The 13,597-nt window shown below is 69.3% G+C and carries 11 protein-coding genes; 2 read left to right on the top strand and 9 right to left on the bottom strand.

What is annotated here, in order from left to right; genetic code table 11:
• Window positions 1–145 precede the first annotated feature (145 nt).
• Genes SZ55_RS14260 through SZ55_RS14250 form a run of 3 tightly spaced genes read right to left on the bottom strand, consistent with a single transcriptional unit; the run spans window position 146 to window position 5,657 of the window.
• Complete coding sequence (locus SZ55_RS14260) at window positions 146–1,861, bottom strand: aryl-sulfate sulfotransferase (RefSeq protein WP_044407129.1); 1,716 nt, start codon at window positions 1,859–1,861, stop codon at window positions 146–148.
• 57 nt (window positions 1,862–1,918) lie between these two features.
• Window positions 1,919–3,253 carry an aryl-sulfate sulfotransferase gene (locus SZ55_RS14255; protein ID WP_044407126.1) on the bottom strand — a complete coding sequence of 445 codons (1,335 nt, stop codon included), beginning with the start codon at window positions 3,251–3,253 and terminating at the stop codon, window positions 1,919–1,921.
• Window positions 3,254–3,296: 43 nt separating this feature from the next.
• Window positions 3,297–5,657, bottom strand: coding sequence for a TonB-dependent receptor (locus tag SZ55_RS14250; RefSeq protein ID WP_442963697.1), 2,361 nt, complete (start codon window positions 5,655–5,657; stop codon window positions 3,297–3,299).
• A 203-nt stretch (window positions 5,658–5,860) separates the two neighbouring features.
• On the opposite strand from SZ55_RS14250, the gene SZ55_RS14245 reads away from it, so the two are divergent.
• Window positions 5,861–6,814, top strand: a complete 954-nt coding sequence (locus tag SZ55_RS14245) for a LysR family transcriptional regulator (RefSeq protein ID WP_044407121.1) — start codon at window positions 5,861–5,863, stop codon at window positions 6,812–6,814.
• 135 nt (window positions 6,815–6,949) lie between these two features.
• Here SZ55_RS14245 and SZ55_RS14240 read toward each other — a convergent pair whose 3' ends face one another.
• The 3 genes from SZ55_RS14240 to SZ55_RS14230 all read right to left on the bottom strand — a co-directional run bounded on the left by SZ55_RS14240 (window position 6,950) and on the right by SZ55_RS14230 (window position 11,169).
• Entirely contained in the window at window positions 6,950–9,367 is a 2,418-nt protein-coding gene (locus tag SZ55_RS14240; protein WP_082078237.1) for a TonB-dependent siderophore receptor, read from the bottom strand.
• A gap of 225 nt (window positions 9,368–9,592) precedes the next feature.
• Entirely contained in the window at window positions 9,593–10,591 is a 999-nt protein-coding gene (locus SZ55_RS14235; RefSeq protein WP_044407118.1) for a FecR family protein, read from the bottom strand.
• The gene (locus SZ55_RS14230; protein WP_082078236.1) at window positions 10,591–11,169 is read right to left on the bottom strand and encodes an RNA polymerase sigma factor; all 579 of its coding nucleotides are present in this window, start codon (window positions 11,167–11,169) and stop codon (window positions 10,591–10,593) included. The genes SZ55_RS14235 and SZ55_RS14230 overlap by 1 nt, the downstream gene beginning before the upstream one ends.
• Before the next feature lie 137 nt (window positions 11,170–11,306).
• On the opposite strand from SZ55_RS14230, the gene SZ55_RS14225 reads away from it, so the two are divergent.
• On the top strand, window positions 11,307–11,855 hold the full coding sequence (locus tag SZ55_RS14225; RefSeq protein WP_044407114.1) for an RNA 2'-phosphotransferase: 549 nt from the start codon (window positions 11,307–11,309) through the stop codon (window positions 11,853–11,855).
• Window positions 11,856–11,986: 131 nt separating this feature from the next.
• Here SZ55_RS14225 and SZ55_RS14220 read toward each other — a convergent pair whose 3' ends face one another.
• The 3 genes from SZ55_RS14220 to SZ55_RS14210 all read right to left on the bottom strand — a co-directional run.
• Window positions 11,987–12,388 (bottom strand): ExbD/TolR family protein, encoded by a 402-nt coding sequence (locus tag SZ55_RS14220; RefSeq protein ID WP_044407112.1) that lies wholly within the window; start codon window positions 12,386–12,388, stop codon window positions 11,987–11,989.
• 1 nt (window position 12,389) lies between these two features.
• Window positions 12,390–13,097 carry a MotA/TolQ/ExbB proton channel family protein gene (locus SZ55_RS14215; RefSeq protein ID WP_044407109.1) on the bottom strand — a complete coding sequence of 236 codons (708 nt, stop codon included), beginning with the start codon at window positions 13,095–13,097 and terminating at the stop codon, window positions 12,390–12,392.
• 34 nt (window positions 13,098–13,131) lie between these two features.
• Window positions 13,132–13,597, bottom strand: a 466-nt coding sequence (locus SZ55_RS14210) for an energy transducer TonB (protein WP_044407106.1), incomplete at its 5' end; no start/stop codon positions are given.

The raw sequence follows: 13,597 nt of genomic DNA, 5'->3' as shown, positions 1-13,597 counted from the left end.
AGTTAACGATCCGCTGCGGTGGGGGGCCGGATGTGGACCCCGCTCCACCGGTCCACCATGCGGAGTTGGGCATGACTCCGCTGGTGGACGTGAAAAGCGACGTCCACCCTTGCAGGCCTTCGAGATCGCCGTGTTGGACCGGCAGTCAGAACGCCCTTTCCAGGTCGATCACCAGGGCACGGTAGCCGACGCTGCCGGGCTGGCGGCTGTGGACCTTGAGCTCCACCTGCACCTCCTGGGTGCCGTATTTCACCTCGTTGAGCACGCTGGTGGTGAGCTTCTCCGGGGTCAGGTAGCCCACCGAGGCGGAGTAGATGAACTGGGTGTCGCGGTCGGCGCGGTACTCCACCACCGAGGTGATGGGGCTGTACCACGCGTCCCCGCGTTCCTTGCCGTATTCCCACACCTGCTCGACGGTGCCCCGGGCTTCGTCGATGCGGTACTCCACCGCGCGGCTGTAGTTGCCGGCGAGCCGGGTGGGGGCGAAGTTTCGGCCCCAGCCGTTGTCGAACACGGTCAGCGTGCCGCGCCCGCTGAGCCAGGCGGTGTGCTGGGTCCAGGACCAGTCGAAGCCCTCGGCGTAGACACCGTCCTGCTCCGCCAGCGCCTGGCCCTGGGCGTCCACCGGGGTCAGCACCTTGGCGCGCAGGCGCTCGGGCCAGCCCTTGGGCGAGGCGAGGATCCACTTCACCTGCTTGTCGCGGCCGATCTTCACCACACCCTGGTGGCGGGCCGAGATGATGAGGCTGTCGTCGCTGGGGTCGTAGTCGATGGCGTTGACGTGGGCCCAGTTGCGCCCGGTGCCGACGCCGGGGGTGTCGCCGAAGGGCAGGTCGCCTTCGAGCCGTTCGTTGGCGGCGGTGTCGTCCTGCTTCTCCACACCGGCGGGCAGCTGGAGGGCGGCCTTGCCGAGGGTCTCCAGCAGCTCGCCGCGATAGGGGTCGAGGATCTGGTTGAGGTCCCAGAACTCCAGCACGTCGCCGGCCTCGCTGACTTCGATGATGTGGTCGCGGATGGAGCGCACGCGCTTGCCGTCGGGGCGGCGGTAGTCGCTGGTGCCGACCCGCAGCAGGTAGGTGCCGTGGGGCGTCTCGCGGATCTCGTGGGAGAAGTCGGCGAACTTGTCCGGCAGGTTGCGTTGCCAGATGCGCCGGCCCAGCAGGTCGTACTTGGAGTAGGTCTGGCCCTGGCCCCAGATCAGCTTGCCGTCGCGGGTCTGCTGGAAGCCCATGGTGCCGCCCAGGCCGTCGCGGCGGTTGGAGTCGTGGATGCGTTCGATGTCCAGGTACCAGCGCACGTCGCCATTGCTGTCGGCGATCCAGTTGTTGCCCACCTGGTCCCATTCGGCGGCGCCGCCCAGGGCGTTCCACTTGAAGGCACGGCCGCCGGGGATCTCGCCCAGCAGGTGGTTGAACAGGTACAGACGCTGCTCGAAGCCGGGCGCGACCTTCACCGGCTCCACCTCCGGCAGCGCGGCGGTCTGGCTGGCGACCACCGGCAGGCGCACCGCCGGGGCATACACCTGGTAATGCTCGACGATGCGCTCGCCATCGAGCTTGTAGGTCACCTCCACCTGGTTGACGTGGTCGGGGTAGAGGCCGAACACCGGGATGCCGCCGTGGGTCCAGAGCGCGCTGTCGGAGACCTCGTAGGCCAGGGTCACGCCGCGTTCGCCACGGCCCAGCACGCGGACATGGGCGGCGCTGATGGCGCGCCCGCCATCGCGGATCACGGCGGTCAGCGGCGCCAGCTGGTAGGGGTTGACCACCACGTCGCCCAGCAGGCGGGTGTCGGGGGTGGGTACGCGGGCGGTGATGCAGGCGCCTTCGGGCAGTTCGGGGGTTTCGGTCTTGGCGTTCATGGCCTGTGTCCTTCGAGAAGCCCCGGGAGCGGATTCGCTCCCACGGGGCGGGGGTGATCAGGGGTGGGTGGAGACGCGGAACTGGTCCAGGGCCGGCGGCGTGACCGCCTGCTCGGAGCGCGGGGTGCCTTCCGGGACCCAGTCGTAGGGCACCGGCAGCGCGCGGTAGAGCCAGTTGCTGCGGGCGTTGCCCAGGGGCGCCTTGCCGACGTAGGGGCTGACGTATTCCCAGACGATCTCGCCCTTGGCGGTGACCTGGAACACCCGGCCGAACTTGCCTTCGTCGATCAGGGTGTTGCCGTTGGGCAGGCGCCGCGCGCTGCTGATGAAGGCGCTGAAGAAGGCCCAGCCCGGCTGGCCGCTGTCGGCGGCGCTGTACTGCCAGACGATCTCGCCCTTCACCGGGTCGATCTCCAGTACCCGCGAGCCGCCCAGCAGGCTCAGCGGCACGCGCGGGTAGCCGGCCTCGCCCTGGTTGTCGAACACCAGCAGGTTGCCGGCGCCGGGCAGGCCGGCGGGGATGATGTGGGCATCGTGCTGGCCGGAGAACTGGTCCACCGGGCGCGGCACCTGGGCCGGCGCGTAGGGGTTGAGCCTGGGCAGGTTGGGCCCCAGGCGCCAGGCCACCTTGCCGGTCTGGCGGTCGATGATGGCGATGAAGTTGGCCTCGCGGGAATCGAGCAGCAGGTTGTCCGGGTGGAAGCGCTTGTCGCCGCCGTCGAACCATTTGTTCGGGCCCACCGGGCCGAGGTTGTTGATGTGCAGCACGTCGGGGTTCTTGCTGGCGCGCACCAGCTTGAGTTGCTCGGCGGTGAAGCCGAACTCCTCCAGGTGCTCGGAGGCGGTCCAGCTCCAGGCCACCTTGCCGGCGGGGGTGACCTCGTAGATCACGTCGTCGATCACCTGGGGCACCTCGAAGCCCTTCACCGGGTGCAGCCGGTTGGCCAGCACCAGGGTGTTGCCGTTGGCCAGCCGGCGCTGGTCATGGTGCTGCTGGGCGGCGCCGCCCGGGGCCTTCTCGCCCCATTGCCAGACCACCTTGCCGTCCCAGTCCAGCTCGCCCACCACCTTGTTGCGCAGGCCGTTGCCAGCGGAGGCCAGCTTGCTCGGCTCCTTGACCTCTTCGAGCTGCACGAACAGGTGGCCGCGCTTGCCGCCGTTGAGCGCCGGGTCGATCAGCGCGGCGGGGAAGCCGGCGTTTTCCCAGCGCCGCACCTCGTTGCCGTTCATGTCGATGAGGTGGGTCTGCTTGTCCGGCGCGCTGAAGATCACGTAGCCGTTCCAGGCCCGCGCCGGGTCGTAGATCGTCACCCCGGTGGGGTAGACGCTGGGGGCCGCGACGGCCTGGCCGGCGACCAGGGCGGCGGCGAGGCCAAGTGCGTTGAATTTCATGGTTCTTTCCTTGTGGGTAAGGGGCTCGCGTAGCCCCGCTGACTCAGAAGTCGTATCGAGCAGTGGCGCCGAGGGTTCGCGGCGTTCCGAGGACACCGGCATAGCCGCCGTTGGCGGAGTTCCACAGGCTGGTGAAGTAGGTCTTGTCACCGGCGTTCTTCAGCCACAGGGAGAGGTCGAGCACGCTGTCGCCCTGGTCCAGGCGCACGCCACCGGAGAGGTTGACCACCGCGTAGCTGGGGATCTGCCCGTACTCGGAGTCGTCGATGGTGCCGACGGCTTTCGAGCGGAAGGCGTAGCTGGCGGTGACGTAGGGCTCGATGCGGTCCTGCAGCTGCCAGCGGTACTCGCCGTTGAGGTTGGCGATGTACTTGGAGGCGCCCACCACCTGGTGCCCCGAGAGGTCGCAGGAGGCCGGCGCGCCTGGGGCGAAGCCCACTTCCGGCGCGCAGGGCGCGTCCTTGTAGGCGAGGTAGCGCACGTCGTTCCACGAGCCGTTGGCGTTGAGCGTCAGGCCGCGCACCGGTTGCCAGGTGGTCTCCACTTCCAGGCCGCGCGAGCGCACCGAGCCGGCGTTGGTCAGGTAGGAGGTGCGCGTGCCTTCGTCGTAGGCGTTGGCCTGGTAGCCGTGGACCTCGGTCCAGAACAGGTTGGCGTTGAGCAGCAGGGTGCGGTCCAGCAGCGTGCTCTTGAAGCCGATCTCGGCGTTGTTGGCGCGCTCGGTGCCCACCAGCAGGGAGTCGGCGCCGGCAGTGGGGGCGCTGGCCACGGTGAGGTTGATGCCGCCGGATTTCTCGCCGTGGGACAGCGAGGCGTAGCCGAGCAGGTCGGGGTTGATCTGGTAGCTCAGGGCGAGCAGGCCGGAGGGGCTGAAGCTGTGCTGGCTGAGGTCGCCCGAGTCGTAGGCCCCGACCCGGCCCCGGCGCGCGGTGGCCGCCGCGCCGCTGACCGCCGCGCCGCCGGTGGGGGCGAAGCGCTCGACCCAGGCGTCCTTCTCCTCGTAGGTGCCCCGGATGCCGGCGGTGAAGTCCAGGCGCTCGGTGAGGTGCCAGGTGGCCTGGGCGAACAGCGCGTAGCTGTCGGTGTCGATGTGGCCGTCGCCCTGGGTGGTGACATTGGCCAGGGCGCCGGCGGGCGTGCCGTTCCAGATGTCGGCCTGGGGCCCGTAGTAGGTGAAGGCGTGGTTATCCAGGTCCTGCTTGAAGTAGTAGGCGCCCAGCACGTAGTCGAAGGCGTCGCCCTTGGGCGAGGCCAGGCGGATTTCCTGGGAGTACTGCTTGTCGCGCACCGAGACGCCGGCGTTGATCGCCGCCGAGACGTTGAGGCCGTCGTCGTTGCGCGGGGTGAAGTCCCACCAGCGGTAGGCGCTGATGGAGGTGAGGGTGAAGTCGTTGGGCAGGGTCCAGTTGGCCTCCACCGAGGTGCCGCCCTGGAACACCGTCACCTGCTGGTCGGAGTCGAAGTTGACCTTGCGATCCTTGCCCGAGACGAGGGTGGCGCCGGCTGCGGCGGCACGCTGCTCGTAGCGGTTGACGCCGTTGATGGTGGGGCCGGTGCTGTACAGGCTGAGGATGCCGTTGTTGGAGTCCTCCTCGTTGTATTCGCCGATCCAGCGCAGGTTGAAGGTTTCGCTCGGCTCGAACAGCAACTGGCCACGGAAGCCCTGGCGCTTGCCGCCGTTGAGGTCGTCGCCGTTGTAGAGGTTCTTCACGTAGCCGTCGTCTTCGGTGCGGTAGGCCGACAGGCGCCCGGCGAGGGTCTCGGTGAGGCCGCCGGAGACGCTGCCCTGGGTCTGCCAGTAGCCGTCCTCGCCCACCGAGCTCTGGATGCTGCGCTCGGTGGTGAAGGTGGGTTTGCGCGAGGTGATGTTGAGCACGCCGGCGGTGGTGTTCTTGCCGAACAGGGTGCCCTGGGGCCCGCGCAGGACCTCCAGCTGCTCCACGTCCAGCAGGTCGAACACCGCCATCCCCGGGCGGCCCAGGTAGACGTTGTCCAGGTAGACGCCGACGCTGCCTTCCAGGCCGTCGCTGGCCGGGTTGTTGCCCAGGCCACGGATGGAGATGCTCGACTGGCGGGCGTGGACGTAGGCGACGTTGGTACTGGGCACCAGTTGCTGCAGGTCCTGCACGCGGTAGATGCGCTGGGTCTCCAGGGTCTCGGCGCCGAGCACGCTGATGGGCGTGGGCACGCTCTGGGCGCTTTCCTCGCGGCGGCGGGCATTGACGGTGACGGTGCCGAGGCGCTTTTCCTCGCTGGCGGCGGGCTTCTGCGCGCCGGTCGCCGCGGGGGTGTCGTTGCCGGCGGTTTCGGCCTGGGCCAGCCCAGCGGCGGCCAGCAGCACGGCGAGCGCCAGCGGTTTGAAGGACGGTGAAGGGCCGCTCGTGATGGCGAGGCGGCGCGGGATGACGCGATTCATGCACATGCTCCTGTGGGGTCAGCCGAGCGAGCACTTCCGTATGGCGGAACCGAATCGCGGTGGCGAATCACTTATTCATCAATTGCATATCAATAGTTGTATTTCGTTTTTTGAGGAATAAGAGATTGCCTTTATAAGGAGCGGGGGCCGCCTGCGGCAATTGCAATCCACCGAATCTTTTCATGTAGAAAATGCATATCGACCTGCGCCAGCTCCGCCACTTCGTGGCCCTCGCCGAACACCGCAGCTTCGTCGCCGCCGCGGCGGCGGTGAACCTTTCGCAGTCGGCCTTCAGCCGCAGCATCCAGGCCCTGGAACACAGTGCCGGCTGCCGCCTGGTGGACCGCGCGAGCAAGGAGCTGCGCCCCACCCGGCAGGGCCTGCTGGTGCTGGAGCATGCGCGGCGCCTGGTGCACGGTGCGCACAACCTGGCCAACGAGATCGGCCAGTTCAACGGCCTGCAGTCGGGGACGGTGCGCTTCGGCAGCGGCCCGGCGCCGGCGGCGCAGCTGATCCCGCGCGCGGTGGGAAGCTTCATCGGCGAATTCCCGCAGGTGCGGGTGCAATTCCAGGTGGACGCCTGGCAGGAGCTGAACCGGCGCCTGGTCAGCGAGGAGATCGAGTTCTTCGTCGCCGACACCCGCCGCTTCGAGGCGGACCCCGACTACCGGGTGCACAAGCTCAAGCCGCAGAAGTGGCATTTCTGCTGCCGCGCCGGCCATCCGCTGGCGCAGCGGGAGGCGGTGCATACGACGGACATCTTCGCCTACCCGCTGGCCACCACCTTCCGCCCCCCGAACATCCGCAAGGTGCTGGTGGACTACAGCGGCCGCCAGGACTTCACCCCCAACGTCGAATGCGAACACGGCTACGCGCTGCTCAACGTGGTGCTCAACTCCGACGCCATCGGCATCGCCGGCCAGAGCAACCTCGCGCCCTTCCTCCGCGAGGGCGCCCTGGTGGCGCTGCAACCGGTGGACCTGCCGGCCGACCTGGAGGAGTGCTACACCCGCTACGGCGTGGTCAGCCGCGTCGGCTACAGCCTCTCGCCCCTGGCCCAGGCCATGGTCCGCCACATCACCGAGGCGGACGAGGCCACGCCCGCCGGGCTCGCGGGCCTTGAGACAGACCGATTCGGGGTCTGACCGCTATCGCCCCCCGAGGCCGCCACCCCGCGCACGGCTCCGGCTTTTCCGTGGGAGCAAGTTCATTCGCGAAGGGATCGGCACCGATGCGTTGGGCCTCGCTTCACCGGTCCACCATGCGGAGTGGACCGGTACTCAGAACTCCAGGGTGCTGGAGAGCTGCACCAGGCGCGGGTCGCCAATGGAGACGTTCCACTGGTTCACCGAGGAGCTGTAGTAGGTCTTGTCGAAGAGGTTCTTCACGTTGAGCTGGAGCTTGAGGCGCTTGTCGTTGCCCAGGGGCGTTTCGTAGCTGGCGAAGGCGTCGGCGACGGTGTAGTGGGGCAGCTCGAAGCTGTTGGCGACATCACCCTCGCGGGAACCCACATAGCGACCACCCAGGCCGGCACGCAGGCGGTCGCCGTCGAACAGCGGGCCGAAGTCGTAGACGGCCGAGAGCGAAGCGGTACGCCGGGCGACATTCTGCAGCTCATTGCCCTTGTAGAGCGGGTCCTTGGTCAGCTCTGCATCCAGCCACGCGAAGGTGCCGATCAGGCTGAGGTTGTCGGTGACCTGGCCGGTCACATCCAGCTCGATGCCCCGTGAGCGGACTTCGCCAACCGCGCGGTTGGAGCCATCGAGCTCGGTCACGGCGACGTTCTCCTTGACGATGTCGAACAGCGCCAGGGTGCCGGTGATGCGGCCGGGCATGTCCAGCTTGGCGCCAAGCTCCCAGCTTTTGCCTTCCTCCGGCGCCATCTCGTTCACCGACCCGGTGCCGGTCAACGGTGCAATGGTCGAATTGGGCTTGAACGACTCGGTGTAGCCGCCGTAGAGGGACAGCTCGTCGGTCATCTTGTAGACCAGGCCGACCCGGGGCACCCAGAGCTGGCCGTCGATGTCGGTGTTCTTCTTGAACGGACGGCCCCGGCCGGCGAGCTGGTCGTAGAGCTGGTAGCGGGCCCCGGCGATGAAGATCCACTGCTCGTTGAGGTGCACCGAGTCCTGGAAGAAGGCGGACTGGCTGACCACGCGGTCGGTCTGGTCGCTTTCGCCGGCGGCCACCGTGGTGGGCACCGGTACCTGGCCATAGACCGGGTTCCAGGGGTTGAAGCTGACGGTGGTGGTCTGGCGGATCAGGTCCTCGCGGAAGAACTTGCGGTACTCGTGGTCCACGCCCATCAGCAGGTCGTGCTGCATGCCGCCAAGCTGCACCTTGCCGTCCAGGTCGAAGGTGGCGAAATGCTCGGTGCTCACAGCCCCACGGGTACCGTCCAGGCGGCGCCCGACCGTTCCGGTCGTGGTATTCACACTGGTCACCCGCGCCTGGTAATCGTCGTAGGTGTCGCGGTTGTAGCTGTAGGCGAAGTGGGCCTTCCAGGCCTCGTTCAGCTGGTGTTCGAGGTCGAGGATCATCAGGTCCGACCGGCCCTCGGTGACGTTGTAGGGCTCGTCCAGGCGGCGGGTGGCGGGCACCGCCAGGGGCTTGCCGTTGAGGAAGATGGTGCCGCGGTCGAAGGGGGTGCTGTACTCGCGGTGCTCGAAGCTGAGGTTCACCGTGGTGTCTTCGCCGTACCAGGCGAAGGACGGGGCGAAGGTCTTGTCGCGGCTGTGGCCGAAGTTGCGCCAGTAGTCGGCGTCGTCGTAGTCGGCGATCACCCGGTAGGCCAGGCCGGAATCCCCCAGCGGGCCGGTGACGTCGAGGGTGCCGCCGCTGCCGTCCTTGCCGTCGCCGTAGGTGGAGGCGCGTGCGGTGATGGCGCGGTAGGCCTGCAGCTGCGGCTTCTTGCTGATGACGTTGATCACCCCGCCCGGGTCGAGGATGCCGTAGAGCATCGAGGACGGGCCCTTGAGCACTTCCACCCGCTCGGCGCTGGCGGTGAGGTTGCGGCCCTGGATGGTGCGCATGCCGTCGCGCAGGATCGAGCCGTCGCGGTTGTCGCCGAAGCCGCGTTTCATCACCGCGTCCAGGGTGCTGCCGAGGGTGTTGGCCTGGGTGATGCCGCTGACGTTGGCCAGGGCGTCGTCGAGGTTCTGTGGCTGCTGATCCACCAGCGCCTGCGCCGGGACCACGGCCACCGCCTGGGGGATGTCCAGCAGCGGGGTGTCGCTGCGGGCCAGGCGGGTGGTGGGCGGTGGCTGGTAGCTGGCGGCGCCTTCCGCCTGGCGGGTGCCGTCGACGTTCACCGCGCCCAGGTCGAGGGCGTCGGAGCTGGCCACCGGCACCAGCGTCAGGGTGCCCGGCGCCGCCTCGGTGAAGCTGAAACCGCTGCCGGCCAGCAGGCGTGCCAGGGCCTGCTCGGCGCTCATACGGCCCTTCACGGCCGGCGCATTGCGCCCTTCCGGCAGGGCCTGGGTGTAGACCACCGCCAGCCCGGTGTTGCGGGTGAAGGCAGCCAGGGCCGGGGCCAGGGGCTGCGCCTCGATGGCGAAGACCTGCTCCCGCGCCAGCGCCGCCGGGGCCTCGGCCAGGGCCTGGGGCACCCAGGGTGCACTCCCCAGGGCGAGCAGGGCCGAGACCAGTCCGAGGCGCTTGAAGGCGCCGCGCTGCAACCGCGATGAGCTGTGATTCATGTAAGGCGTACCCCTGGCTGTGGCTTCTCGTTGCGAATAAATCGCATTCCATCACCCCTACACGGATGCCGAGCGGGAACACCTCACCCCTGCCCTGAAGTTTTTTTCCACAGGCGGCAGGCGACGTCGGAACGGCGCGGACGGTTTTCCACAGGCCACGGCGTTGCCATGACCGACAGGCGGGGGAGACGCGAGAAGGAAGGGCGGCGGAATGCGGCTGACAGCTCAGCGCAGGACCATCACCCGGCCCAGCACTTCGTGGCGCTGGAAGCCGAGCACGGCGCCCAGGGCATCCACCACGGCGCGAGGGTCATTGTTGGGGAAGCTGCCGCTGACCCGTTGCCCGGCGAGGTCGGTGTCCAGCAGCAGGATGCGGCCCGGGTAGTAGCGGCCCAGCTCGTCGAGCACGTCGGCCAGCGGCGTCTTGTAGAAGGTCAGCCGGCCCTGGCGCCAGGCCAGCTGGGCCTCGGCATCCACCGGGTAGACCTCCCCCCCGCGGCCGTCGAGGTAGCGCACCTGCTGGTTGGCGGTGAGCACCTGCTGCGGGGCATCCGCCCGGGCACGGACGCCCACCCGCCCCTGCTCCACGGTGACCCGTGCGCCGCCGAGCTGCAGGCGCACGCCGAAGCGGGTGCCCAGCACGCGCGCCTCGCCCCCGGCCGCTTCCACCACGAAGGGCGGCTCGCCATGGGTGACCTGGAAGTAGGCACCGCCCCGGTGCAGCACCACGTGGCGCTCATCGGCGCGGTAGTCGACGCTGAGGGCGCTGTCGGCATCCAGCACCACCCGGGAGCCGTCGGCCAGGGTGAGGGGGCGCACTTCCCCCGGCGCGGACACGTAGTCGGCGCCCAGGTCCTGCAGGCGGTCCAGCGGGTGCCAACCGCCGGCCCACAGCATCAGCACCAGGCTGGCGGCCATGGCCAGCGCCGCGCTCCAGCGGGCGCGCCGTTGCGAGGGCACGGGACGCGGCGCCAGGTACTGGCGCAGCTGGTCCGCCTCCTCCTCCGCCAGCAGCGCGGCGGCCGGCCAGGTGCGGCGCCAGAGCGCCTCGGCCTGGGCGTAGGCATCGATGTGGCGGACGTCGGCGTAGAGCCAGCGCTCGAAGGCTTCGCGCTGGCCGGCGTCGGGATCGTCCTGCATGCGCCCCGCCCACAGCCAGGCCGCCTGTTCGACGGCGCTCTGGCGAGGGCTGGCCGCTGGCGGCCGCTGTGGATCGGGCTTCATCAGGTCGCGCTCCCGGGCGATGGGCCGGCGGAGGGCTCCGCCAGGCTGGCCTTGCAGGCCTCCAAGGCGCGCATCATATGTTTTTCCACCGCGCTCTGGGACAGCCCCATGGCCTGGGCGATCTCGCCGTAGGTGCGGCCATGGATGCGGTTGAGCAGGAAGATGTGCCGGGTGCGTTCGGGCAGTGCACGCAGGGCTGCCTGCACGTGGCGCAGGTCGCGCCCAGCGGCCAGGGCCGCCTCCGGGTCGGTGGGCTCAGGCAGGTGCTGCTCGGCCAGCAGGCCGGCCTCGGTACGCGAACGCGAACCCTCGCTGCGCAGGTGGTCGATGGCCATGTTGCGCGCGCTGCGCAGCAGGTAGGTGGCGAGGTCCTCCACCTGGGCATCGGCGCGCCGCCAGAAGCGCAGGAACAGCTCCTGCACCAGGTCCGCCGCCGTGGCCCGGCAGCGCACCTGGCGATTCACCAGCGCCTCCATGCGCGAGCGCTCGGCGAGGAAGGTGCGCAGCAGCACCTCGCGCGGCGCGGCTTTCGCGCGCTCGCCCTCGGCAAGGGTCGGCGGGAGGGGCTGGTCGGGCATGGAGGAGCCGGCGGGGCCAGGAAGGGAGCGAGATGATAATGCTTATCAAATAGACCTGACTAGGGACGATCCCCCTGCCGCCGACCGGTGACTGCCTTTAAAATGGCCGCCCCATGGACGACACGACCCCACCCCGAATGGACAAACGCCTCACCACCCTCAGCAAGTACCTCAGCTACCTCCTGCGCCACCAGCCCGGCGCCATCGGCCTGACCCTGGACCGCGAAGGCTGGGCCGACCTCGACACCCTCATCCGCCTTGCCCGCGCCGCTGGCCAGGCCATCGACCGCGAGCAGGTGCTGAAGGTGGTGGCGAGCAACGACAAGAAGCGCTTCAGCCTCTCCGACGACGGCCAGCGCATCCGCGCCGCCCAGGGCCACACTGCCGCCGGCGTGGCCATCGACTACGCCGAGCAGGTGCCGCCGGAGCACCTCTTCCACGGCACCGCCTCGCGCTTCATGGAGGCCATCCGCGCCCAGGGCCTGCGCCCCGGTCGCCGCCACCATGTGCACCTCTCGGACCAGCGCGACACCGCCATCGCCGTCGGCACCCGCTACGGCCAGCCGGTGCTGCTGCGCATCGCCGCCGCACGCATGCACCAGGCCGGGCATCGTTTCTACCGGGCGGACAACGGCGTGTGGCTGGCAGATGCCGTGCCGCCGGCGTTCTTCGAGGTGGAGGATTGAGGGCCACGCCCCTCCGTTCTGTCCCACTGCCGGGGCGGTGAACGCGGTCGGGCCGGCTACAGGGCGCACCGGCCCCGCGTGGTCATAAAAAAGGCCGCCCGCCCCCTGCCTGAAGGCGGGCAGCCAATCCTTCAGCGAGCGGTGATCACCGCCAGCTTGGTGATCCCGGCCCGCTCGATGGAGGCCATGGCCTTGGCCACCGCACCGTAGTCCACCTTGTCGTCGGCCTGCAGCTGCACCCGCAGCTCGGCATCCTTGGCCTTGGCGGCCTCCAGGTTGGCCTGCAGCAGGTCGGGCTGGATCTCGTCCTTGTTGATGAACACCTTGCCCTCGCCATCGATGCTCACCACCAGCGGGTCCTTCTGGTCCGGCGGGGCGACGGCCTCGGTCTTGGGCAGGTTGATGGGGATGGCGTTGGTGAGCAGCGGCGCGGTGACGATGAACACCACCAGCAGCACCAGCATCACGTCCACCAGCGGAGTGACGTTGATCTCGGAGAGGACCTCGTCGCTGTCCTGGGTGGAGAAGGCCATGTCAGGACGCCTCCTTCACAGCGCCGGGCGCACGGGCCGGAGCGGGGTTGACGATCAGCCTGAAGGCGCTCTTCTGGGCCAGCAGGTAGAAGTCGTGGGCGAAGTCGTCGAGGTCGGCGGCGGTCAGCTTGAGGCTGCGCAGGAAGTAGTTGTAGACCAGCACCGCCGGCACCGCGACGGCGATGCCCACCCCGGTGGCGACCAGCGCCGCACCGATGGGGCCGGCCACGGTCTCCAGGCTGGCGGAGCCGGCCAGGCTGATGCCCTTGAGCGCCTCCATGATCCCCCACACGGTGCCGAACAGCCCGATGAAGGGCGACGTGGAGCCGATGGAGGCCACCACCGCCAGGCCCGACTCGAGGGCGCGGCGCTGGCGCTGGATCTGCTGGCGCAGGGCGCGTTCGAGGCGGTCCTGGTGGTTGATCGCCTGGCTCAGGTCACCGGGCTGGCCACCGGGCACCTGCAGGGCGGCAAAGCCGGCGCGGGCCACATCGGCCACGGCCCCGCCATGGCCCTGCACCAGCTCGGCGGCGCTGTCCAGGCTGGTGGCGCTCCAGAAGCGCTTCTGGAACTGGCGGTCGCGGTGCTTCAGGCGGGCGAACTGGATGGCCTTGACCAGGGCCAGGCCCCAGGTGACGACCGAGAAGCCGATGAGCAGCCAGATGACCAGGTGCTCGACGGAGCCGAAGGGGTTGCTGATTAGGTCCATGGTGCAGTCCTCACAGGGCGCAGGGCGCCGGTATTCAGTTCAGTTTGAAATCGATGGGCACGCTGACCCAGCCGTCCTGGGCCACATCGCCGCGCTTGGCGGGGACGAAGGTCCAGCGCTTGACGGCCTTGACCGCCGCCTCGTCGAGCAGGTCGCGGCCGCTGCTCTTCTGCACCTGCACCTCGCTGGGCGAGCCGCTGGCCAGCACATGGACCCGCAGCAGCACCGTGCCTTCCCAGCCACGGCGCTGAGCGAAGGCGGGGTACTCCGGCGCCGGGTTGCGCAGGTAGCCGGCGTTGGCCGAGGGCGGCGTGACCGGAGCCGGAGCGGGCGGAGCCAGGGGTGCCGGCGGCGCGGGCGGGGCCTCGACCTTCGGCGGCGGTGGCGGAGCCTCCACGGGCTTGGGAGCCGGTTTCGGCGCGGGCTTGGGCGCGGGTTTCGGCTTGGGCACCGGCTTGGGCGGCGGCGGTTTCACCGCCAGCTCCTCCACCACCGGGGGC

This window comes from Pseudomonas sp. FeS53a, assembly GCF_000931385.1.
Taxonomy (GTDB): Bacteria; Pseudomonadota; Gammaproteobacteria; order Pseudomonadales; family Pseudomonadaceae; genus Metapseudomonas; species Metapseudomonas otitidis.
The sequence above is the reverse complement of the archived record's forward strand: the minus strand, read 5'-3'. Positions and strand labels throughout refer to the sequence as shown.

What these genes read in the sequence shown, in the direction of transcription:
- SZ55_RS14260 (WP_044407129.1), bottom strand. Translation starts at nt 1,861, where the DNA reads ATGAACGCCAAGACCGAAACCCCCGAACTGCCCGAAGGCGCCTGCATC.
- SZ55_RS14255 (WP_044407126.1), bottom strand. Translation starts at nt 3,253, where the DNA reads ATGAAATTCAACGCACTTGGCCTCGCCGCCGCCCTGGTCGCCGGCCAG.
- SZ55_RS14245 (WP_044407121.1), top strand. Translation starts at nt 5,861, where the DNA reads ATGCATATCGACCTGCGCCAGCTCCGCCACTTCGTGGCCCTCGCCGAA.
- SZ55_RS14240 (WP_082078237.1), bottom strand. Translation starts at nt 9,367, where the DNA reads ATGAATCACAGCTCATCGCGGTTGCAGCGCGGCGCCTTCAAGCGCCTC.
- SZ55_RS14235 (WP_044407118.1), bottom strand. Translation starts at nt 10,591, where the DNA reads ATGAAGCCCGATCCACAGCGGCCGCCAGCGGCCAGCCCTCGCCAGAGC.
- SZ55_RS14230 (WP_082078236.1), bottom strand. Translation starts at nt 11,169, where the DNA reads ATGCCCGACCAGCCCCTCCCGCCGACCCTTGCCGAGGGCGAGCGCGCG.
- SZ55_RS14225 (WP_044407114.1), top strand. Translation starts at nt 11,307, where the DNA reads ATGGACAAACGCCTCACCACCCTCAGCAAGTACCTCAGCTACCTCCTG.
- SZ55_RS14220 (WP_044407112.1), bottom strand. Translation starts at nt 12,388, where the DNA reads ATGGCCTTCTCCACCCAGGACAGCGACGAGGTCCTCTCCGAGATCAAC.
- SZ55_RS14215 (WP_044407109.1), bottom strand. Translation starts at nt 13,097, where the DNA reads ATGGACCTAATCAGCAACCCCTTCGGCTCCGTCGAGCACCTGGTCATC.